Annotated in this window: 20 protein-coding genes and 1 pseudogene; 15 read left to right on the top strand and 6 right to left on the bottom strand. The window is 73.5% G+C overall.

Annotation, left to right across the window (positions count from 1 at the left end):
• Window positions 1–23: 23 nt before the first annotated feature.
• Together RM590_RS12140 and RM590_RS12135 are read right to left on the bottom strand one after the other, a co-directional pair.
• Window positions 24–812, bottom strand: a complete 789-nt coding sequence (locus RM590_RS12140; protein WP_394813855.1) for a hypothetical protein — start codon at window positions 810–812, stop codon at window positions 24–26.
• Window positions 809–1075, bottom strand: coding sequence for a MoaD/ThiS family protein (locus RM590_RS12135; RefSeq protein ID WP_311704484.1), 267 nt, complete (start codon window positions 1073–1075; stop codon window positions 809–811). Before RM590_RS12135 ends, RM590_RS12140 begins: the two co-directional genes overlap by 4 nt.
• 270 nt (window positions 1076–1345) lie before the next feature.
• Between RM590_RS12135 and RM590_RS12130 the strand changes: the two genes are divergently transcribed.
• From RM590_RS12130 to RM590_RS12110, 5 genes are all read left to right on the top strand, one after another.
• On the top strand, window positions 1346–2098 hold the full coding sequence (locus RM590_RS12130) for a response regulator transcription factor (RefSeq protein WP_311704483.1): 753 nt from the start codon (window positions 1346–1348) through the stop codon (window positions 2096–2098).
• Window positions 2099–2196: 98 nt separating this feature from the next.
• Window positions 2197–3231, top strand: a complete 1035-nt coding sequence (locus RM590_RS12125) for a LacI family DNA-binding transcriptional regulator (RefSeq protein WP_311704482.1) — start codon at window positions 2197–2199, stop codon at window positions 3229–3231.
• Between the two features lie 74 nt (window positions 3232–3305).
• Window positions 3306–4229: a S1C family serine protease gene (locus tag RM590_RS12120; protein WP_311704481.1), complete on the top strand. Its 924-nt coding sequence runs from the start codon at window positions 3306–3308 to the stop codon at window positions 4227–4229.
• Window positions 4230–4244: 15 nt separating this feature from the next.
• A complete protein-coding gene (locus tag RM590_RS12115; RefSeq protein WP_311704480.1) occupies window positions 4245–4952 on the top strand; it encodes a response regulator transcription factor in 708 nt (235 codons plus the stop codon).
• Window positions 4949–6424, top strand: a complete 1476-nt coding sequence (locus RM590_RS12110) for a sensor histidine kinase (protein ID WP_311704479.1) — start codon at window positions 4949–4951, stop codon at window positions 6422–6424. The genes RM590_RS12115 and RM590_RS12110 overlap by 4 nt, the downstream gene beginning before the upstream one ends.
• On the opposite strand, the gene soxR is transcribed toward RM590_RS12110, so the two are convergent.
• The gene (gene soxR / locus RM590_RS12105) at window positions 6421–6927 is read right to left on the bottom strand and encodes a redox-sensitive transcriptional activator SoxR (RefSeq protein WP_311704478.1); all 507 of its coding nucleotides are present in this window, start codon (window positions 6925–6927) and stop codon (window positions 6421–6423) included. The two genes, RM590_RS12110 and soxR, sit on opposite strands and share 4 nt — an antisense overlap.
• A 74-nt stretch (window positions 6928–7001) precedes the next feature.
• Here soxR and RM590_RS12100 point away from each other — a divergent pair, with 74 nt between their 5' ends.
• Window positions 7002–7847, top strand: a complete 846-nt coding sequence (locus RM590_RS12100) for a metallophosphoesterase family protein (protein WP_311704477.1) — start codon at window positions 7002–7004, stop codon at window positions 7845–7847.
• Window positions 7848–7855: 8 nt separating this feature from the next.
• The gene (locus RM590_RS12095; RefSeq protein WP_311704581.1) at window positions 7856–8587 is read left to right on the top strand and encodes a 4'-phosphopantetheinyl transferase family protein; all 732 of its coding nucleotides are present in this window, start codon (window positions 7856–7858) and stop codon (window positions 8585–8587) included.
• A gap of 7 nt (window positions 8588–8594) precedes the next feature.
• Here the strand turns inward: RM590_RS12095 and RM590_RS12090 are convergent, their stop codons facing one another.
• A complete protein-coding gene (locus RM590_RS12090) occupies window positions 8595–10388 on the bottom strand; it encodes a bifunctional metallophosphatase/5'-nucleotidase (protein WP_311704476.1) in 1794 nt (597 codons plus the stop codon).
• Between the two features lie 104 nt (window positions 10389–10492).
• Between RM590_RS12090 and RM590_RS12085 the strand changes: the two genes are divergently transcribed.
• From RM590_RS12085 to RM590_RS12065, 5 genes and pseudogenes are all read left to right on the top strand, one after another.
• Entirely contained in the window at window positions 10493–10804 is a 312-nt protein-coding gene (locus tag RM590_RS12085) for a hypothetical protein (RefSeq protein WP_311704475.1), read from the top strand.
• Between the two features lie 10 nt (window positions 10805–10814).
• Window positions 10815–11717, top strand: coding sequence for a mycothiol synthase (mshD, locus tag RM590_RS12080; protein WP_311704474.1), 903 nt, complete (start codon window positions 10815–10817; stop codon window positions 11715–11717).
• A 288-nt stretch (window positions 11718–12005) separates the two neighbouring features.
• Window positions 12006–12200: pseudogene (locus tag RM590_RS12075) on the top strand (helix-turn-helix domain-containing protein); the annotation flags it as partial.
• 48 nt (window positions 12201–12248) lie between these two features.
• The gene (locus RM590_RS12070) at window positions 12249–14462 is read left to right on the top strand and encodes an RNA degradosome polyphosphate kinase (protein WP_311704580.1); all 2214 of its coding nucleotides are present in this window, start codon (window positions 12249–12251) and stop codon (window positions 14460–14462) included.
• Window positions 14455–14910, top strand: coding sequence for an NUDIX hydrolase (locus RM590_RS12065; protein WP_311704579.1), 456 nt, complete (start codon window positions 14455–14457; stop codon window positions 14908–14910). The genes RM590_RS12070 and RM590_RS12065 overlap by 8 nt, the downstream gene beginning before the upstream one ends.
• Here RM590_RS12065 and RM590_RS12060 read toward each other — a convergent pair.
• On the bottom strand, window positions 14864–15655 hold the full coding sequence (locus RM590_RS12060; RefSeq protein ID WP_311704473.1) for a class I SAM-dependent methyltransferase: 792 nt from the start codon (window positions 15653–15655) through the stop codon (window positions 14864–14866). The genes RM590_RS12065 and RM590_RS12060 overlap by 47 nt on opposite strands.
• Window positions 15656–15668: 13 nt before the next feature.
• Here RM590_RS12060 and mshA point away from each other — a divergent pair, with 13 nt between their 5' ends.
• Both mshA and RM590_RS12050 read left to right on the top strand, forming a co-directional pair.
• A complete protein-coding gene (gene mshA / locus RM590_RS12055) occupies window positions 15669–17060 on the top strand; it encodes a D-inositol-3-phosphate glycosyltransferase (protein WP_311704472.1) in 1392 nt (463 codons plus the stop codon).
• 225 nt (window positions 17061–17285) lie between these two features.
• Window positions 17286–17789 (top strand): type III secretion system chaperone family protein, encoded by a 504-nt coding sequence (locus tag RM590_RS12050; RefSeq protein WP_311704471.1) that lies wholly within the window; start codon window positions 17286–17288, stop codon window positions 17787–17789.
• A gap of 6 nt (window positions 17790–17795) precedes the next feature.
• Here the strand turns inward: RM590_RS12050 and RM590_RS12045 are convergent, their stop codons facing one another.
• Window positions 17796–20465, bottom strand: a complete 2670-nt coding sequence (locus RM590_RS12045; RefSeq protein ID WP_311704470.1) for a SpoIIE family protein phosphatase — start codon at window positions 20463–20465, stop codon at window positions 17796–17798.
• 74 nt (window positions 20466–20539) lie between these two features.
• Here RM590_RS12045 and RM590_RS12040 point away from each other — a divergent pair, with 74 nt between their 5' ends.
• The gene (locus tag RM590_RS12040; protein WP_311704469.1) at window positions 20540–21298 is read left to right on the top strand and encodes a phosphoglyceromutase; all 759 of its coding nucleotides are present in this window, start codon (window positions 20540–20542) and stop codon (window positions 21296–21298) included.
• Window positions 21299–21323 lie beyond the last annotated feature (25 nt).

The raw sequence follows: 21323 nt of genomic DNA, 5'->3' as shown, positions 1-21323 counted from the left end.
CACGCGTCGGAGCGCGGGCGCGATCACCACAGCGCCCGGGCCAGCGGATACACCGCGGGCGCCGCGGCGGTCAGCGGCAGCGCGACCCCGGCCGTGAAGTGGACGAACCGAGAGGGGAAGTCGTAGCTGGCCACCCGCAGCCCGATCACCGCGCACAGCCCGCCGGCCGCGGCGACCGCCACCGCCTCGGCGCCCGTGTCGGCCAGCCGGTAGGCGGCCACCGCCCCGGCCCCGGCGCCGGCCAGCAGCGCGAGGACGGGGGAGAGGAAGGCGGGGGCGGGCAGCGCGCGGAACAGCGTGGCCGCCGCGACCCCGGCCGCCGTCACCGTCACGGCGGTCTCCGAGACGTCGACCGCCGCCAGATGACCGGCGGCGAGCACGGTCAGCAACGCGGAGGCGGCCGTCGCGGTCAGCGAGTCCAGCCGCTCGTCGGCGGACCCCCGGTGCCGGAGCTGCAACACCAGCACCAGCAGGAACCAGGCCCCGCCCACCCCGATCACCGCCTCCGGCGCCCGGTCCACCGGGGCCAGCAGCAGCGCGGCGTCCGCGGCCAGCCCGCCCAGGAAGGCGAGCAGGATGCCCTGCCGCGCGGGCCACATCCCGTTCAGCCGGAACCAGCCCGCCGCCGTGACCGCCTGGAGCACCACCACCGCGGGCAGCGCCGCCGCCTGTCCCAGTTGCGCGCTCCCGGCCAGCAGCCCGGCCAGCGCGACGGTGAGCAGCGCCGGCAGGATGCCCGGCGCGATGATCGGCGACCGCGCGCGGTGCCGCGGCCCGGCCGCGACCCGCGGCGCCTCCGCCGGGGCGCTCACACCGCACCGCCGGCGAACGGCGGCAGTACCTCGACCGTGCCGCCCTCCGGCAGCGCCACGGCGTCGTGCCCGCCCGCGCCGACCTGCGCCCCGTTCACCAGGAACGAGCAGCGCACCAGCACGCGCGCGAACTCGGGGCGGTCGGCGTGCCTGTCGCGCGCCTCGGCCAGCGCGCCGGCGAGCGTGGCGGCCTCGTACGCCTCCTCCGCGGTGCCGGCGGCGGCCTTCGCCGCGGCCCAGTAACGGATCGTGCCCCTCGCCATCGGGTCTCCGCTCTCGGTGTCTGTCGGGTCTGTGCCTGTGTCCGGGTGGTGCCGACTCATGATGGCCTCCCGCGCCACCCGGTGCGCGCCCGGCCCACGCCGTTACCCGATGGAGTGTGACCCGCGCCCGTGCACAAGGTGAATTGTTTCGGTTATGCTGCTGGCGTTGAAAGGATCCGGGCACTGACGCCATCCCGGGTCCTTTTGCGCTTTCCGGGCAGAGCCGCTCGCATCGTCCCCTTGCCAGGACTGAGGAAGGAACGCCCCCGAATGAGTTCGCTGCTTCTCCTGACCAACGCCCTCCAGCCGTCCTCGCAAGTGCTCCCTGCCCTCGAACTGCTGCTGCACAACGTACGGGTGGCCCCCGCCGAGGGCCCGGCCCTGGTGGACGCCCCCAGCGCCGACGTCATTCTCATCGACGGCCGCAAGGATCTGCCGCAGGTCCGTTCCCTCTGCCAGTTGCTGCGCTCCACGGGCCCCGGCTGCCCGCTGGTCCTCATCGTCACCGAGGGCGGCCTGGCCGCGGTGACGGCGGACTGGGGCGTGGACGACGTGGTCCTGGACACCGCGGGCCCAGCCGAGGTGGAGGCCCGGCTGCGGCTGGCCACCGGCCGCCAGCAGCTCTCCACCGACGACAGCCCGATGGAGATCCGCAACGGCGACCTGTCCGTGGACGAGGCCACCTACAGCGCGAAGCTCAAGGGCCGTGTGCTCGATCTCACCTTCAAGGAGTTCGAGCTGCTGAAGTACCTCGCCCAGCACCCGGGCCGGGTCTTCACCCGCGCCCAGCTCCTCCAGGAGGTCTGGGGCTACGACTACTTCGGCGGCACCCGCACCGTGGACGTGCACGTCCGACGGCTGCGCGCCAAGCTCGGCCCGGAGCACGAGTCGCTGATCGGCACCGTGCGGAACGTCGGCTACCGCTTCGTGGTGCCCGAGAAGGAGAAGGCCGAGGACGAGCACGCCCGCGCCGTCACGCGTGAGGCCGAGCAGCTCGTCAAGGAGGCCGCGCGCCGCAACTGAGCGCCGCGCACGCCCCTCCGCGTCACCGCCGCCCCAGGCCGGGACAGGGTCCTGAACCCCGTACCCCCTGGGGCGGTTGCGCGCGTAGACTACGGCCCGTGGCCAAGGTGACGCGGGACGATGTAGCGCGACTGGCGGGTACGTCGACCGCGGTCGTCAGCTACGTCATCAACAACGGGCCGCGTCCGGTGGCGCCGGGTACGCGGGAGCGAGTGCTGGCCGCGATCAAGGAGCTGGGCTACCGCCCGGACCGGGTCGCGCAGGCGATGGCCTCCCAGCGCACGGACCTGATAGGCCTGATCGTGCCGGACGCGCGGCAGGCGTTCTTCGCGGAGATGGCCCACGCCGTCGAACAGGCCGCGGCCGAGCGCGGCAAGATGGTCCTGGTCGGCAATTCGGACTACCTCGACGAGCGCGAGGTGCACTATCTGCGGGCCTTCCTGGGGATGCGCGTCTCCGGGCTGATCCTCATCAGCCAGGGGCCCAGCGAGCACGCCGCCGCCGAGATCGACGCCTGGGACGCCCGCGTGGTGCTGCTGCACCGCAGGCCGGACGCGATCGACGACGTGGCCGTCGTGCTCGACGACGTCGGCGGCGCGCGGAGCGTCACCCGGCATCTGCTGGACCATGGGCACGCCTATGTGGCCTGCCTGGGCGGCGTGGACTCCACGCCCGAGTCGGGCGACCCCGTCACGGACCACGTCACCGGCTGGCGCCAGGCCATGACGGAGGCCGGGCTGAGCACGGAGGGCCGGCTGTTCAAGGCCCCGTACAACCGTTACGACGCCTACCGGGTGGCGCTGGAGCTGCTGGCCGGGCCCGACCGGCCGCCCGCGCTGGTGTGCGCGACGGACGACCAGGCCATCGGCGTGCTGCGGGCGGCGCGGGAGCTGCGGATCGACGTGCCGGGCGAGCTGGCCGTGGCCGGCTTCGACGATGTGAAGGAAGCGGCGCTGACCGATCCGCCGCTGACCACCGTCGGCTCCGACCGCGAGGCGATGGCGCGCGCCGCGGTGGACCTCGCCATCGGCGACCCCTCGGACAACGGCGGCGGCCCCGCGCCTGGCGACCGGCTGCGCCAGTTCCCGGTCCATATGCGGATCCGCCGGTCCTGCGGCTGCCCCGCCGACTGACCCCGTTGAATTAGGCAGGCGATTCTGAGGTACGCCTCAGAGTCCTCTCATGTTCGCGGCGCACAGTCGGTGACATGAGCGAATACCAGGCAAGCAGTGCAGGTCAGAACAATCCGGTCTACCCGCCGCAGCCCGCCGGGCCCCCCGCCCCGGGCCCGCGGCACCGGGCGCGGAAGCCGGTGGCGCTCTTCGCCGCCGTCGCCATCGTCGCCGCCGCGGTGGGCGGCGGAACCGCCACGCTGCTGGACGACTCCTCGGGCGGCATCGGCGGATCGGGCGGCGCCACCTCCGCGACCAGCGTGTCCACCGGGACGAACGGCACCGTGGCCTCGGTGGCCGCGGCCGTCAGCCCCAGCGTGGTCGAGATCTCCACCGGGACCGCGACCGGCTCCGGGGTGATCCTCTCCGCGGACGGCGAGATCCTCACCAACAACCACGTCGTCTCCGGCGCCTCCACCGTGGAGGTCACCTTCGCGAACGGCTCCACCGCCACGGCCACGGTCACCGGCACCGACCCGGACACCGACCTCGCCGTGATCCAGGCCCAGGACGTCAGCGGCCTCAAGCCCGCCACCCTCGGCGACTCCGACGACGTCGCGGTCGGCGACCAGGTCGTGGCCATCGGCTCCCCCGAGGGGCTGACCGGCACCGTGACCAGCGGCATCGTCTCCGCCCTCGACCGCGAGGTGACCGTCAGCAAGGAGGAGGCCCCGCAACAGCAGCCGGGCGCGGGCAGCGAGTGGCCGTTCGAGTTCGGCGGCGGGCAGTACAACGGCGACATCGGCTCGTCCACCACCACCTACAAGGCGATCCAGACCGACGCCTCCCTCAACCCGGGCAACTCCGGCGGCGCGCTGGTCAACATGGACGGCGAGATCATCGGCATCAACTCGGCCATGTACAGCACCTCGCAGGACGCCGGCAGCGCCGGGCTCGGCTTCGCCATCCCGGTGAACACCGTGCGGCAGGTGCTGAGCAGCCTGGAGGCCGGTGCGTGATGCGAGACTGGGCGCATGGCTGAGGGTTCCGGTTCGCGCGTGCTGATCGTCGACGACGAGCCGGCGGTGCGCGAGGCACTGCGGCGCAGCCTGGCGTTCGAGGGCTACGCCACCGAGACCGCCGAGGACGGCGTCGAGGCGCTGGCCAAGCTGGAGACGTACACGCCCGACGCCATCGTGCTGGACGTGCTGATGCCGCGGATGGACGGGCTCACCACGGCCCGGCGGCTGCGGGCCCTGGGGGACAGGGTGCCCATCCTGATGCTCACCGCGCGGGACACCGTCGGCGACCGCGTCAGCGGGCTGGACGCGGGCGCCGACGACTACCTCGTCAAGCCGTTCGAGCTGGACGAGCTGCTGGCCCGGCTGCGCGCGCTGCTGCGCCGCGGCGCGTACAGCGGCGAGGCCGCCGACCCCGAGCGGGAGCCGGTCATGTCCTTCGCCGACCTGCGGATGAACCCGGTGACCCGCGAGGTCACCCGCGGCGAGCGGCCGGTGGAGCTGACGCGGACGGAGTACACGCTGCTGGAGCTGTTCCTCGCGCACCCCCGGCAGGTCCTCACCCGGGAGCAGATCCTGCACGCCGTCTGGGGCTTCGACTACGAGCCCTCCTCCAACTCCCTGGACGTCTACATCATGTATCTGCGCCGCAAGACCGAGGCCGGCGGTGAGCCGCGCCTGGTGCACACCGTGCGCGGTGTCGGCTACGTGCTGCGCGCATGAGCCGGAGCGAGCCCCGGGTGAAACGCTGGTACGCGGGCCTGCCGCTGCGGACCCGGCTGGCGATGCTGACCGCGCTGGCCGTCGTGCTGGGCGTGGCCGTCTCGACGGTGGCGGTGTGGATCCTGGCGCGCGGGCAGTTCCGCGAGTCGGTGGACGACCTGCTGCTCAGCACCCGCGCCGACCCCGTCCAGATCGACCGGGTGCTGAGCGCGGGCGTGTGCGCCTCGGAGTCGGACCAGCCGGCCCAGGAGAACGGCGAGGTGCCGGGGCTGATCGACTACACGATCCAGATCGTGGACGACGAGGGCCGGAGGTGCCTGATCGCGGGCGGCGCCAGCCTGGAGGTGACCGAGGCGGACATCGCGGTGGCGCAGGGCCGCAGCCCTCAGGAGCTGCACAACGCCACCGGCTCGGACGGCGCGGAGTACCGCGTCATGACCCGGCCGGTGGAGGGCCCGTTCGGCGGTGGCCGCGCCGCGGTCTCCGTGGCCCGGCCGCTGAGCGAGGTGAACGGGCCGCTGCGGTCGCTCACCGTGGTGCTCGTCCTGGTCGGGGTGGCCGGCGGCGTGGGCGCGGCCGGGGTCGGCGTGGCGCTGGCCCGGGCGGGGCTGCGGCCGGTGGACCGGCTGACGCACGCCGCCGAGCACATCGCGCGCACCGAGGACCTGAGCGTGCGGATCCCCGTGACGGGGGACGACGAGATCGCGCGGCTGTCCCGTTCGTTCAACTCGATGACGGCCGCCCTCGCCTCCTCCCGCGAGCTCCAGCAGCAGCTCATCGCCGACGCCGGGCACGAGCTGCGCACCCCGCTGACGTCGCTGCGCACCAACATCGAGCTGCTGATCCGCAGCGAGGAGACCGGCCGCGCGCTGCCCGAGGCGGACCGGCGGGAGCTGCTTGCCTCGGTGACGGCGCAGCTCAGCGAGCTGGCCGCACTGATCGGAGACCTCCAGGAGCTGTCCCGGCCGGAGGCCGCGGCGGGCAGCGGAAAGCTGGAGCTGGTCGGGCTGCACGACATCGTCTCGCGCGCGGTGGCCCGCGCCCGGCTGCGCGCCCGGGGGATGCCGATCGAGGCCGAGCTCGACCCCTGGTTTGTGCGGGCGGAGCCGACGTCGCTGGAGCGCGCCGTGGTGAACCTGCTGGACAACGCCGTCAAGTTCGGCGGCGCGGGCGACGGCGGCGGCGTCGAGGTGGCGCTGCGGAACGGCGTGCTGCGCGTGCGCGACCACGGGCCGGGCATTCCGGCCGACGAACTGCCGCACGTCTTCGAACGGTTCTGGCGCTCGCCCGGCGCCCGCAGCCTGCCCGGCTCGGGGCTCGGCCTGTCGATCGTGGCCCGCGCCGTGCGCGAGTGCGGCGGGGACGTCAGCCTGCGCCCGGCCGACGGCGGCGGCACCGAGGCCGTCACGAGCCTGCCCGGCGCGCCCGTGCCCCCGCCCGGGGCCGGGAACGGCGCCGCGGACGGCGCTTAGCCGCAGCCGCCCGCCCCGGTGCCCACGCCCACGCCGGCGGCCACGGAGTCGTCCAGCAGGCGGCGCGGGCCACAGCCCTCCTGGCCGCAGATGTCGTACGGGTTGGCCAGCATGCAGGTCTCCAGGGACAGACAGCCGCAGCCGATGCAGCCGGTGAGGTTGTCCCGCAGGCGGGTCAACTGGCGGATCCGGGCGTCGAGGTCGGATCGCCAGGTCTCGGAGACGACGGCCCAGTCCGCCTTGTTGGGCGTGCGGCCCTCCGGCAGCCGGGCCAGCGCCTCGCGGATCGCGGTGAGCGGCATTCCCACGTTCTGCGAGACCCGGATGAACGCGACCCGGCGCAGCATGTCCCGGCGGTAGCGGCGCTGATTGCCCGAGGTGCGGCGGCTGCTGATCAGGCCCTGCTCCTCGTAGAACCGGAGCGCGGAGGTCGCGACGCCGCTGCGCTGGGCGAGCTGCCCGATGGTGAGTTCCTTGGCGATCTGGGGTGGCATACCGGCCATCCTAAGGCTTACTTAAAGGTTTCTTGAGGGTCGTGGGTTACGGTGAACGTTCCGGCTTTCGAGGGGAGTTGCGCGTGGGAGAGCTGGTGGCCATCAGTGATCTGCATGTGCGGTACGAGGAGAACCGGGAGATCGTCTCCCGGCTGCGGCCGGAGGGTGACGACGACTGGCTGCTGGTGGCGGGCGACGTCGGCGAGCTCGCGGAGGACATCGAGTGGACGCTGACCCTGCTGAGCGAGCGGTTCGCCAAGGTGGTGTGGGTCCCGGGCAACCATGAGCTGTGGACCCCGTCGGACGACCCGGTGCGGCTCACCGGCGAGCGGCGTTACGCGTGGCTGGTGGACCTGTGCCGGCGGCTGGGCGTCGTCACCCCGGAGGACCCGTATCCGGTGTGGCACGGGCGCGGTGGCCCGGCGGTGATCGTGCCGCTGTTCCTGCTGTACGACTACTCGTTCCGCCCGGCCGGCACGTTCACCAAGCGGCAGGCGCTGGACGTGGCCGAGGAGGCGGGGGTGATCTGCACCGACGAGTTCCTCCTCCAGCACGATCCGTATCCCAGCCGCGAGGCGTGGTGCCGGGCGCGGGTCGCGCTCACCGAGCGGCGGCTGGCCACCGAGCTGCCCGAGGACCTGCCCACCATCCTGGTCAACCACTTCCCGCTGGTGCGCGAGCCCACCCGAATCCTGCGCTACCCGGAGTTCGCGCTGTGGTGCGGCACCGAGGCCACGGCGGACTGGCCGCGCCGCTTCCGCGCCGCGACCGTCGTCTACGGGCATCTGCACATCCCCCGGCTGATCCACCACGAGGGAGTGCCGCACCAGGAGGTCTCGCTCGGCTACCCCCGCGAGTGGCAGCGCCGCTCACGCCCCCCGGGGCAACTGGTGCCGGTGCTGCCGGCGGAAACGGTGGTGGATCGGTGAGCGGGGGACTGCTGAGCGCGCTGCTGCCGTCGGCCGCGGCGGTCGTCGAGGCGTTCGGGGATCCGGCCGAGCCGGCCGAGCTGTTTCCGGAGGAGCAGGCGCACATCGCGGCGGCCGTGCCCGAGCGGCGGCGCGAGTTCGGCACCGTGCGCGGGTGCGCGCGCGCCGCGCTGGCCCGGCTCGGCGGGCCGCGCGTGCCGCTGCTGCCGGGGGAGCGGGGCGCGCCGAGCTGGCCCGCCGGGTTCGTCGGCACCATGACGCACTGCCGGGGCTACCGCGCCGCCGCGGTGGCCCGGGACGGCGAGCTGGCCGGGGTCGGGATCGACGCCGAGCCGAACGAGCCGCTGCCCGACCCGGGTGTGCTCGGCCTGATCACGCTGCCCGAGGAGCGGACCGCGCTGCGCGAGCTGGCCGCGCGGCGGCCCGAAGTGGCGTGGGAGCGGCTGGTGTTCAGCGCCAAGGAGAGCGTCTACAAGGTGTGGTTCCCGCTGACGCGGAAGTGGCTGGACTTCGAGGAGGCGCGGATCGAGGTGGACCCGGGCGCGGGCACGTTCACCGCCCGGCTGCTGGTCCCGGGGCCCGTGGTGGACGGCGTCCGGCTGCCGGAGTTCACCGGCCGGTGGGCGGCGCGCGACGGACTGCTGGTCACGGCGATCGCCCTGACCCGGCGCACCGCCGGCGTGGCACGGCCGGTGCCCCGGGGGCCGCAGCCGCCCGGGGCACCGGTCGTGTCCGCCTGAACGGCCGCTACTGGACGACCGTGATCCGGTCGGCGGCCGGGGCCGCAAGCGGCGCGTCCGCCGTGGAGTTCGCCGTCAGGTAGTCGGCGAGCGCCACCATGTCGTCCGAGCCGACCAGCGGGTTCGCGCCGTCGGCGAGGGTGCCGAAGCCGTCGCCGCCGCCCGCCAGGAACGAGTTGACCGCGACCCGGTAGGTGGCCGCCGGGTCCAGCGGCGCGCCGCCGACCGTCACCGAGTCGGCCACGATCCGGTCGGCGCCGGACCGGGTCAGGTCCAGCGTGTAGTTCAGGCCCTCGGACGGCTGGAGGATCTTCGGCGCCGCCTCGTTGGTCCCGCTCACCTGCTCGCGCAGCACGGTCAGCAACTGTTCGCCGGTGAGATCCAGCAGGTTGACCGTGTTGGAGAACGGCTGGACCGTGAAGCCCTCGCCATAGGTGACCACGCCGTCGCCCTCCGAGCCGGACGCCGCGTACGTCAGGTCCGCGCGCACGCCGCCCGGGTTCATCAGGGCGAGATCGGTCTCCGGGTCCAACTCCCGCGCGTGCGCGAGCTGGGCGTCGGCGATCAGGTCGCCGAGCGGGAACTCGGGCGTGCCCGCGTTCCGGCCCTGGATGTCCTCGGAGATCCAGCCGATGGGCTCGCCGGACACCGGGGCGGCCAGCTCGTTCCAGTCGGCGATCAACTGGGTGAGGTCGGGGGCCGGCTCCTGGTCCCGGTGCACGACCCGGTTGGTGCCCTCGACCGAGGTGCGCACGATGTCCCGCGTCCGGTAGTCGTACTTCATGTTCAGCTCGGTGAACAGCCGGCCGTTCGACGCCGCCGAGGTGACCAGCCGGTCCCGGCCGGTGGGGTCCGGAACGGTGCAGACGTACGGCTGGTGGGTGTGGCCGGTGACCAGCGCGTCCACGCCCGCGTCCGTGCGCCGGGCGATGTCCACGATCGGGCCGGACAGGTCGCCGCCGTCCACGTCGCAGTCGGCGTTGTACGCGGGGGAGGCCGGGTAGCCGCCCTCGTGGATCAGCGCGACGACCGCGTTCACGCCGCGCCGGCGCAGCTCGGCGGTGTAGCGGTTGATCGTCTCGACCTCGTCGAGGAATTCGAGCCCCTGGATGCCCTCCTGGGTGACGATGTCCGCCGTCCCCTCCAGGGTGACGCCGATGAACCCGACCTTGACGCCGTTCAAATTCTGGATGGTGTACGGGTCGAGGATGGGCTCACCGGTGTCCTCGTGGACCACGTTGGCGGCCAGGTAGGGGAAGTCGGAGCCCTCGAACTCGCGGCCCTCCACATAGCAGCCGTCCTCCGGGTGGCAGCCGCCCTCCTGGAGCCGGATCAGCTCCCGCCACCCCTCGTCGAACTCGTGGTTGCCCACGCCGGCGACGTCCATCTCCAGCTCGTTGAGCGCCTCGATGGTGGGCTCGTCGTGGAACAGGGCCGACAGCAGCGGGGTGGCGCCGATCAGGTCGCCCGCGGCGACGGTCACCGAGCGGCTCTCGCCCTGCCTGGCCTCGCGCAGCCCGGTGGCCAGGTACTGCACGCCGCCCGCGGCGATGGCCTCGGTGGTGCCGTCCTCGTGCTCGTGGATCACCTGGCCATTGGTACCGGTGGGCGGTTCGAGCGCGCCGTGCAGGTCGTTGATGGCCAGCACCTGGAGGTCGACGGTCCGGCCGGCCCCGCCGTGGCCCCGGCCGGCGCCCTGCTCGTCGGGCGCCGCGTGGGCGGCGGGCAGGGCGACCGCGAGCGCCCCCGCGGCCGCCACGACCGCCGCGCCGGCGGTCAGCCTGTACTTCCGTGCGTGCATGAGCGGTTCATCCTCCTCAGTCCGCCCGCACCCTAGTGGCTACGCGCGTAGCAGTCAGGAGGTGTTGTGTAACAAGGAGATGAAACGATGGGTACGGTCGTCGCATGGATCCGAATCCTCTGGTCGGCGACCTCTATCCACGGCTGGCCGCCGAGCTGACGACCCTGCTGAACGAGGCGGGCGAGCCCGGACTCGCCCGGCAGATCCCGGAGCTGCGGCTGGTCGCCGACTGCGGCTGCGGCGACGACTTCTGCCGGAGCTTCGCCACCGTCGAGCACCCCGAGGGCAAGCCGTACGGGCCTGGGCACCGGAACGTGATCCTGGAGCCGGAGCAGGGGATGCTCGTCCTCGACGTCATCGGTGGCGCGGAGGAACGCATCGCGTACGTCGAAGTCCTCTACCGGGACCGGGCATAGGGTCACCACCATGAGCGACGTCTTGGTGCGGGACCAGGTGACGGAGGACGAACTGCGGGACGTCCTGCGGCTGATCGACGCGGCGGCGCGCGCCGACGGGCAGAGCGCCGTGTCCGAGCAGGGCAGGCTGCTGCTGCGCGGCGGGGCGCGCGCGGGCGTGCGGCATGTGCTGATGCGCCGGGAGGGGGTGCTCGTCGGCTACGCCCAACTGGACGGCACCGACCCGGTGGAGGCCCCCTCGGGCGAACTCGTCGTCCACCCCGACCACCGGGGGCGGCGCTACGGGCGCGTGCTGGGGGAGGCGCTGCTGACCGAGTCGGGGCACCGGCTGCGGCTGTGGGCGCACGGCGCGCATCCGGCGGCGCGGCATCTGGCGCAGTTGCTGGGCCTGACGCTCTTCCGCGAACTACGGCAGTTGCGGCGTCCGTTGGGCGGTCTGCGGCTGGCGGAGCCGAAGCTGCCGGAGGACGTGCGGGTGCGGACGTTCGTGCCCGGTCAGGACGACGCGGCATGGCTGGCCGTCAACGCGGCGGCGTTCGCCCACCACCCCGAGCAGGGTTCGCTCACCCAGCGCGACCTCGACGCGCGGAAGGCCGAGCCGTGGTTCGACCCGGCGGGCTTCTTCCTCGGTGAGCGGACGGCGGACGGGCGGCTGCTGGGCTTCCACTGGACGAAGGTGCACGCCGAGGAGGGCCTGGGCGAGGTCTATGTCCTCGGGGTCGCGCCCGAGGCCCAGGGCCTGGGGCTGGGCCGCGCCCTGACCGCGATCGGCCTGCGCCACCTGGCTGGCGACCGGTCGCTGGCCACGGCGATGCTGTACGTGGACGCGGACAACACGCCGGCCCTGCGGGTGTACGAGGGCCTGGGCTTCCGGACGTTCGAGACGGATCTGATGTACCGGACCGAGTCCTAGGGCCTGTATCGAGTTCCCGCCCGGGCCCGCGACGCCAGTCACGGCACCTCGCCGCTCCCCCAGACTCCGTCTGGGAGGTGCCCCCAGCCGAATCGCGCGAATACGGCCGGGTATGAGCTGCGATCCGGTGCCTTGCTGGGGGTACCTCCCAGGCCCCAAGGGCCTGGGGGGCACCGCGTCTGACGCCGCGGGCTGATCCGACCGGGAACTCGATACAGGCCCTAGCCGGGGGACGGGGCCCGGGGCCGGGCGGAGTCAGGTTGCCCCGGGGCGGGTACTGTCCGATTCATGAGTCCCGGCAAGCGCTCGCGTCCCACGCTCACCGAGGCCGTCCGGCTGCGGATCGCCCGGAGCGTCGTGGACGACGGGTGGTCCCTGCGGCGGGCCGCCGAGCGGTACGGCGTCTCGGCGCGGACCGTGAAGCGGTGGGTGGACCGTTACCGGGCGGAGGGCGCGGACGGGGTGCGATCGGTTAACTCTGTTAACCCCACTGACGTGCCCCGTTCGTCCGGAAGGCGTGAGAATGGACGTATGAGCCAGGAGACGAGCGTCCGGCAGAACCGTCCGTACACCGTGCCCCAGCCGGCCGAGCCCAGCGAGCGCGCCGAGCCGGAGTCGGCGCCCGAGACCGTCATCGAGCCGGGGGAGACCCAGCAGGCCGTGCCGGCGAGCGCCGAGCTGCCCGTCGACCGTTTCCTGGACCGGGAGCGGAGTTGGCTGGCGTTCAACGAGCGCGTGCTGGAGCTGGCCGAGGACCCCGACACGCCGCTGCTGGAGCGGGCGAACTTCCTGTCGATCTTCGCCAGCAACCTGGACGAGTTCTTCATGGTGCGCGTCGCCGGCCTCAAGCGCCGCATAGCCACCGACGTGGCCACCCGCACCGTCACCGGGCAGGCGCCCAGCGAGGTGCTCGGGACGATACTCATCACGGCCCGGGACCAGATGACCCGGCACGCCGCCTGCTACCAGAAGACCGTCGGGCCCCAGCTCGCCGAGCAGGGCATCCACCTGCTGCGCTGGCCGGACCTGACCGAGCAGGAGCAGACCCGCCTCTTCTCCCTCTTCCGCAAGAAGATCTTCCCGGTCCTCACGCCGCTGGCCGTCGACCCGGCGCACCCGTTCCCCTACATCTCCGGCCTCTCGCTCAACCTCGCCGTCAAGGTGCGGAACCCGGCCAGCGGCAACGAGCACTTCGCCCGCGTCAAGGTCCCGCCGCTGTTGTCCCGTTTCCTGGAGGCGACGCCCCGGCAGCGTTACGTGCCCGTCGAGGACGTCATCGCGGCCCACCTCGAAGAGCTGTTCCGCGGCATGGAGGTCCTCTCCCACCACGTCTTCCGCGTCACCCGCAACGAGGACCTGGAGGTCGAGGAGGACGACGCGGAGAACCTGCTCCAGGCCCTGGAGAAGGAGCTGCTGCGCCGCCGCTTCGGCCCGCCGGTGCGGCTGGAGGTCGAGGAGTCCATCGACCCGGAGATGCTCGATCTGCTGGTGCGCGAGCTGAAGATCACCCACGAGGAGGTCTTCGCGCTGCCCGGCCCGCTGGACCTCACCGGCCTCGGCTCCATAGCCGGGCAGGACCGGCCGGATCTGAAGTACCCGAAGTTCGTCGCCGGCACCCACCGGGACCTGGCCGAGGTGGAGTCGGCCTCCGCGCCGGACATCTTCGCCGCGCTGCGCGTGCGGGACGTGCTGCTGCACCACCCGTACGACTCGTTCTCCACCTCCGTCCAGGCGTTCCTGGAGCAGGCCGCGGCCGACCCGGACGTGCTGGCGATCAAGCAGACGCTGTACCGCACCTCCGGCGACTCGCCGATCGTGGACGCTCTCATCGACGCCGCCCGGTCCGGCAAGCAGGTGCTGGTCCTGGTCGAGATCAAGGCGCGGTTCGACGAGCACGCCAACATCAAGTGGGCGCGGAAGCTGGAGGAGGCCGGCTGCCACGTCGTCTACGGCCTGGTCGGGCTGAAGACGCACTGCAAGCTGTCCCTCGTCGTCCGGCAGGAGGGCGAGGACCTGCGCCGTTACGCCCATGTCGGCACCGGCAACTACCACCCGAAGACCGCGCGCCTGTATGAGGACCTGGGGCTGCTGACCGCCGACGCCGAGGTGGGCGCGGACCTGTCCGACCTGTTCAACCGGCTCTCCGGCTACTCCCGCCGGGACAACTACCGCCGGCTGCTGGTCGCCCCCCGCTCGCTGCGCGAGGGCCTGCTCACCCGCATCCGGCAGGAGATCGAGAACCACCGCGACGGCCTGCCCGCCTATGTGCGGATCAAGGTCAACTCGATCGTCGACGAGGCCGTCATCGACGCGCTCTACCGCGCCTCCCAGGCGGGGGTGCCCGTGGACGTCTGGGTGCGCGGGATCTGCGCCCTGCGCCCCGGCGTGCCGGGCCTGTCCGAGAACATCCGGGTGCGCAGCGTGCTCGGCCGCTTCCTGGAGCACTCTCGCGTCTTCGCCTTCGGCGCCGGCGGGGAGGGCGAGGTGTGGCTGGGCAGCGCCGACCTGATGCACCGCAACCTGGACCGCCGCATCGAGGTGCTCGTGCGCGTCGCCGACCCGGCGCAGCGCTCCTCGCTCAACCGGCTGCTGGCCACCGGCACCGCGGACACCACCGCCTCCTGGCACCTCGGGCCGGACGGCACTTGGACCCGGCACGCGACGGACGCCGAGGGCCGGCCGCTGCGGAACGTCCAGGAGACGCTGATCGAGGGCCGGAGGAAGCGGCGTGGCGGAGATGGCTGACGCGGGGCCGATACGGGCCGCTGGCTGTGTGCTGTGGCGCCGCGCGGCGGACGTCGCGGGCGGCGGCATCGAGGTCGCGCTCGTGCACCGGCCCAAGTACGACGACTGGTCGCACCCCAAGGGCAAGCTGGACGCGGGCGAGGCCCCGGCGGACGCGGCGCGGCGCGAGGTGCGCGAGGAGACCGGCGTGGAGTGTTGGCTCGGACCGTCGCTGACCACGGCCCGCTACCTGGCCCGGGGGCGGCCCAAGGAGGTCGTCTACTGGGTGGCGGAGGCGGTGGGCGGCCACTTCGTGCCCAGCCGCGAGGTGGACGAGGTGCGCTGGCTCCCGCCGGCGCACGCCCGCGCGCAGCTCAGCCACCCGGGCAACCGCGCGCTGCTGGACGAGGCGCTGGCCCTGCTCAGCCCGGGTACCGGCGGGGGGCCACCGCCGCCCACCGGACGGTGACCTCGCCCTGCCGCCAGCGCCGCGGGCCGTCGGCCAGCGGCCAGTCGGCGGCCAGGGCGCGCACGGCGCGCACCCAGCGCTGGCGCGCGCCCAGCGGCCCGTAGGGCGCGGCGGCGGCCCACGCGCGGTCGAAGTCACGCAGGAAACGGTGCACGGGCTCGCCCGGCACGTTCCGGTGGATCAACGCCTTGGGCAGCCGTTCGGCCAGCTCGGACGGCGTGGTCAGGGTGGCCAGCCGGGTGGCGAACGTCACGGTGCGCGGACCCTCGGGGCCCAGCGCCACCCAGACGTGCCGCCGGCCGATCTCGTCGCAGGTGCCCTCCACCAGCAGCCCGTCCGGCGCCAGCCGGGCGCACAACCGCGCCCACGCGCCGGCCACCTCGGCCTCGTCGTACTGGCGCAGCACGTTGGCCGCCCGGATCAGCAGCGGACGTTCCCCGCCGGGCAGCGGCACCTCGAAACCCCCGCGCACGAAACGCAGCCCGGGGCGCGCGTACGGCGCGGCGGCGGCCACGCGCGCCGGGTCGATCTCCACGCCGGTCACCCGCGCGTCGGCGCGCACCCGGCGCAGCCGCCCCAGCAGCTCCACCGCGGTCACCGGCGCCGCGCCGTAGCCCAGGTCCACGGCCAGCGGCGGCACGGGCGCCCGGCGCAGCGCGGGGGCGTGCGCGGCGGCGATCCACCGGTCCATCCGGCGCAGCCGGTTGGGGTTGGTGGTCCCGCGGGTCACCATCCCCTCGGCCATGCGGTCGAGGGTAATGGCTGGGCACAATGGGCTGGGCGGATCGGGAAGGCGTGCGCCCCGGGCGTGGTTGTACGGAGGAAGCCGCAACGGTTTCGGAGCCGCAGACGATTCAGGAGGCTTGGTGCCACACATCCGCCGGGTCGCGATGCTGAGTGTGCACACTTCCCCGCTGGACCAGCCGGGCACCGGTGACGCCGGCGGGATGAACGTCTACATCGTCGAGCTGTCGCGGCAGCTCGCGGCGCTGGGGATCGAGGTGGAGATCTTCACCCGGGCCACCTCCGGCGCGCTGGCGCCGACCGCCGAGCTGGCCCCCGGGGTCCTGGTGCGGCACATCGACGCGGGCCCCTACGAGGGGCTGAGCAAGGAGGAGCTGCCCGCGCAGCTCTGCGCGTTCACGCACGGCGTGATGCAGATCTGGGCGGGCGAGCGGCCGGGCTACTTCGACCTGGTGCACTCCCACTACTGGCTGTCCGGGCACGTCGGCTGGCTGGCCGCCGAGCGCTGGGGCGTGCCGCTGGTGCACGCGATGCACACGATGGCCAAGGTGAAGAACGCCGCGCTGGCCACCGGCGACACCCCCGAGCCGGCCGCGCGCGTGATCGGCGAGACCCAGATCGTGCAGGCCGCCGACCGGCTGATCGCCAACACCGCCGAGGAGGCGGCCGAGCTGGTGCGGCACTACGACGCCGACCCGCGGCGCACGGCCGTGGTGCACCCGGGGGTCAATCTGGAGCGGTTCCGGCCCGGTGACGGCCGCGCCGCCGCCCGGGCCCGGCTGGGGCTGCCGCCGGACGCGTTCATCCCGCTGTTCGCCGGCCGCATCCAGCCGCTGAAGGCGCCCGACATCCTGCTGCACGCCGTTCGCGAGCTGCTGGACGCCGACCCGTCGCTGCGTTCGCGGCTGCTGGTCCCGATCGTGGGCGGGCCGAGCGGCACCGGGCTGGCCCGGCCCGAGCGCATGCAGAAGCTGGCCGCGCGGCTGGGCCTGGCCGATCTGGCGCTGTTCCGCCCGCCGGTCGCGCAGGCCGAGCTGGCCGACTGGTACCGGGCGGCCAGCGTGCTGGTGATGCCGTCCTACAGCGAGTCGTTCGGGCTGGTCGCGGCGGAGGCGCAGGCGTGCGGCACGCCGGTGATCGCCGCGGCGGTCGGCGGCCTGCCGGTCGTCGTGCGCGACCGGGACACCGGCTTCCTCATCGACGGCCACGACCCGGCGGACTACGCGCGCGCCCTGCGCCGGTTCGCCGACCGGCCCGGACTGTCCGAGCGGCTGGGCGCCGCCGCCGCCCGGCACGCGCGCGGCTTCGGCTGGGACGCCACGGCCGCCGACACGCTCGCGGTCTACCGGGCCGCCGCCGAGGCACGCCGGTTCGCGCGGGCGGGCGCGGGCCTGGGGTCTGTCTGATAATTCGCGTCGGGTCAGCGCACGTCGTCTGGTGCCGTGCTCCCCCAGGCCCTGGGGGCCTGGGAGGTACCCCCAGCAAGGCGGAGTATCGCAGCTCGTACTTGGCCGTACTCGCGCGATGCGACAGGGGGCACCTCCCGGACGAAGTCTGGGGGAGCAGCGAGATGCGGTGCCAGACGACGTGCGCCCGGCGGGGGCTGTCAGACAAGCCCCTAGGATCGGCGCATGGCTGACAGCAGCAGGATCATCGAGGACTGCCTGCGCGACTCCGGCGCCACCTGGGAGTCGCCCGAGCCCGGCCGGTATGTGGTGACGCTGCCCGGGACCCGGAAGCTGGCCACCACCTGCTCGCTGGTGCTGGGGCGGCACTCGCTGTCGGTGAACGCGTTCGTGATCCGCCGCCCCGACGAGAACCACGCCGCGGTGCACCGCTGGCTGCTGGAGCGCAACACCCGGCTGTACGGCGTCGCGTTCGCGCTGGACCGGCTCGGCGACGTCTATCTGGCCGGGCGGCTGCCGCTGGCCGCGGTCACGCCGGAGGAGATCGACCGGATCCTGGGCACCGTGCTGGAGGCCGCGGACGGCTCGTTCAACACGCTGCTGGAGCTCGGCTTCGCCTCCGCGATCCGCAAGGAGTACGCCTGGCGCACGGCGCGCGGCGAATCCACCCGCAACCTGGACGCGTTCGCCCACCTCACCCGGCCCGCCGGACCCGAGGGCGCCGAGTAGATCCGTTCAGACCGGGTACCCCCGGGGCAACCGCTGCTCGGCCCAGATGATCTTGCCGGTCGCCGTGTAGCGGGTGCCCCAGTGCTCGGCGTACTGCGCCACCAGGAACAGGCCGCGGCCGCCCTCGTCCGTCGTGGCGGCCCGGCGCAGGTGCGGCGAGGTGCTGCTGCTGTCGGAGACCTCGCAGATCAGCGCGCGGTCGAGCAGCAGCCGGAGCCGGATCGGGCCGGAGGCGTGCCGGATCGCGTTGGTGATCAGCTCCGTCAGAATCAGTTCGGTGATGAACGAGATGCCCTCCAGCCCCCAGGACGCAAGCCGGCGGCTGGCCTCGGCCCGGACCGTGGTCACCGACGCGGGCGTGACCGGCACGTCCCACGAGGCGACCCGGTCGGGGGGCAGCACCCGGGTGCTGGCGATCAGCAGCGCCACGTCGTCGCGCGGCTGGGCCGGGAGCATCGTGCCCAGCACCGCGTCGCACATCTCCTCCGGATCGCCGGGCCGGCCGGTCAGCGCGGTGCGCAGCAGCTCCAGGCCCTCGTCGATGTCCCGGTCCGGGGCCTCCACCAGGCCGTCGGTGTAGAGCACAAGCCGGCTGCCCTCGGCCAGCCGCAGCTCCGCGGTCTCGAAGGGCACCGCGGCCACGCCCAGCGGCGGCTGGGCCGACAGTTCGGGGAACTCCACCCGCCCGTCCGGGTGGACCAGCGCCGGCGGCAGGTGCCCGGCCCGGGCCATCGTGCAATGGCCCTCGACGGGGTCGTAGATCGCGTACAGACAGGTGGCGCCGGTGACCGAACCCAGGCCGTCGGTGTCCGACTCGTCGCGGTCGTCGCGGTCGGCCAACTCGCTCAGCCGGCCGAGCAGTTCGTCCGGCGGCAGGTCCAGCGCGGCGAAGTTGTGCACCGCGGTGCGCAGCCGGCCCATGGTGGCCGCGGCGTGCAGGCCGTGCCCGACGACGTCGCCGACGACCAGCGCGACGCGCGCGCCGGACAGCGGGATGACGTCGAAGAAGTCGCCGCCGATGGCCTGCGCGGGCCGGTAGCGGTAGGCCGCCTCGACGGCGTTCTGCTCCGGCACCCCGCGCGGCAGCAGGCTGCTCTGGAGCGTGGCGGCCATGTCGTGCTCGCGGGTGTAACGGCGCGCGTTGTCGACGCAGACGGCCGTGCGCGCCGCCAGCTCCTCGGCCAGCGACAGGTCCTCCGTGTCGAACGGCTCCGGGTTGCGGGACCGCCAGAAGCTGGCCACGCCCAGCACCATGCCGCGCGCGTGCAGCGGCGCCGCGATCAGCGAGTGGATCCCGTAGTCCAGCAGCCGCCGGGCGTGCTCCTCATCGCCCGCCCGCCACCAGTCGGTGCCCGCCAGATCGCTCTCGGCCACGGCCTGCCCGCTGGCCAGCCCCCTGATCTGCGGCGACTTCGGGTCCAGCGAGACCCGCTGCCGCGCCGCCCACAGCGGGTGGTCGTCGGTGATGCCACCGGTCGCCGCCCGGCGCATGGGTGCCTCCCGGCCCGACGCGACCTCGCCGCGCAGCACCGGTGCGGCCAGGTCCACGGTCACGAAGTCGGCGAAATCCGGCACCGCGACCTCGGTCAGCTCCTCGGCCGTGCGCGCCACCTCCAGTGTGGTCCCGATGCGCACGCTCGCCGTGTACAGCAGCGACAGCCGCCGCTGCACCGCCTCCGCCCGCCCGGACAGCGCCCGCATCTCGGTGGTGTCGCGCAGGGTGGTGACGCTGCTGGGCGGGCCCTCGCCCCGGGGCATCGGCCGGTGGTTGACGGCCAGCAGCCGGCCGCCCGTCAGGTGCACCTCGTCGGTGACCTCGCGGTCGGCCGACAGCAGCTCGACGGTGGCCCGGTCCAGACCGAGCTCGTCGATCGGCCGCCCCGGCGCGTCCGGCGGCAGGCCCAGCAGCCGGCGGGCCTCGTCGTTCGCGAGCAGCAGCCGGTTGTGCTCGTCCAAGATCAGCACGCCTTCGCGGACCGCGTGCAGCACCGCGTCGTGGTGTTCGTACATGCGGGTGATCTCGCGCGGGCCCATCCCGCGGGTCTGGCGCAGCAGCCGGCGGCCGACCAGCGCGGCGCCGCCGGTGGCCAGCGCGAGGACGCCGGCCGCCGAGGCCAGCACGATGGGCAGCTCGTCGGCGATCATCAGGTTGATCCGGTCGACCGTGACACCGGCGCTGACCAGCCCGATCACGTCGCCGTCGGCGTTCTCGACGGGCACCACGACCTGGTGCAGCGGGCCGATGGTGCCCTTGATGGACTCCCGGACGACCTCCCCGCGCCGCGCCGGTTCCAGCGTGCCGACGAAGCGCTTGCCGATGCGGTCGGGCTTGGGATGGGTGTAGCGGATGCCGGTCGGGTCCATCACGACGACGAAGTCCACCGCGGCGTCCTTGCGGATGGCCTCGGCCCGCGGCTGGAGCACCGCCGTCGGGTCCGGGGCGACCAGCGCCTCCCGGGTGCCGGGCGCGTTGGCGACGGTCTGCGCCACGCCGAGGGAACGGTCGAACGCGGCGTCCGTCTTGTCCTGCCGCGACTGGAGGACGAGGGCGAGCGCCGCGGCGACGACCAGAAGCGAAACGAGCACCACTTGGAGGATGAACATCTGGCCGACGATGGAGCGGACACTGAACAGCGCGTGCCGACCCCGCGACCCGCGCAGCGAAAATGCCCTCATTACTTCACTTTGTACCCCGGGGGAACTCCGGGCCGCATCCGGCCGGGCCAGCCGCCTCGTCTAATCTCGGGGGCATGGCCGACGCACCGTACAAGCTGATTTTGCTCCGCCACGGCGAGAGCGATTGGAACGCGAAGAACCTGTTCACCGGCTGGGTGGACGTCAACCTGACGGAGAAGGGCGAGAAGGAGGCCGTCCGCGGCGGCGAGCTGCTGAAGGACGCCGGGCTGCTCCCCGACGTGCTGCACACCTCGACCCTCAAGCGCGCCATCCGCACCGCGAACCTCGCGCTGGACGCGGCCGACCGGGCCTGGATCCCCGTGCGCCGCACCTGGCGGCTGAACGAGCGCCACTACGGCGCCCTCCAGGGCAAGGACAAGGCCGCCACCCTCGCCGAGTTCGGCGAGGAGCAGTTCATGAAGTGGCGCCGCTCCTACGACACGCCGCCGCCGGAGCTGGCGGACGGCGCCGAGTGGTCGCAGAGCGACGACCCGCGCTACGCCGCGATCCCCAGCGAACTGCGCCCGCGCACCGAGTGCCTGAAGGACGTCGTCATCCGGATGCTGCCGTACTGGTACGACGGCATCGTCCCCGACCTCAACACCGGCCGCACCGTGCTGGTCACCGCCCACGGCAACAGCCTGCGCGCGCTGGTCAAGCACCTGGACGACATCTCCGACGACGACATCGTCGGGCTGAACATCCCCACCGGCATCCCGCTCCTCTACGAGCTCGACGCCGACTACCACCCGGTCGTCCGCGGCGGCACCTACCTCGACCCGGACGCCGCCAAGGCGGCCATCGAGGCCGTCAAGAACCAGGGCAAGAAGTAGGGGCACCGGGTGGCGCCTCCGCGCG

It is taken from the genome of Streptomyces litchfieldiae (assembly GCF_031845365.1).
In the GTDB taxonomy this organism is placed as follows: Bacteria; Actinomycetota; Actinomycetes; order Streptomycetales; family Streptomycetaceae; genus Streptomyces; species Streptomyces litchfieldiae.
This window is presented reverse-complemented; position numbering and strand designations above follow the sequence as displayed.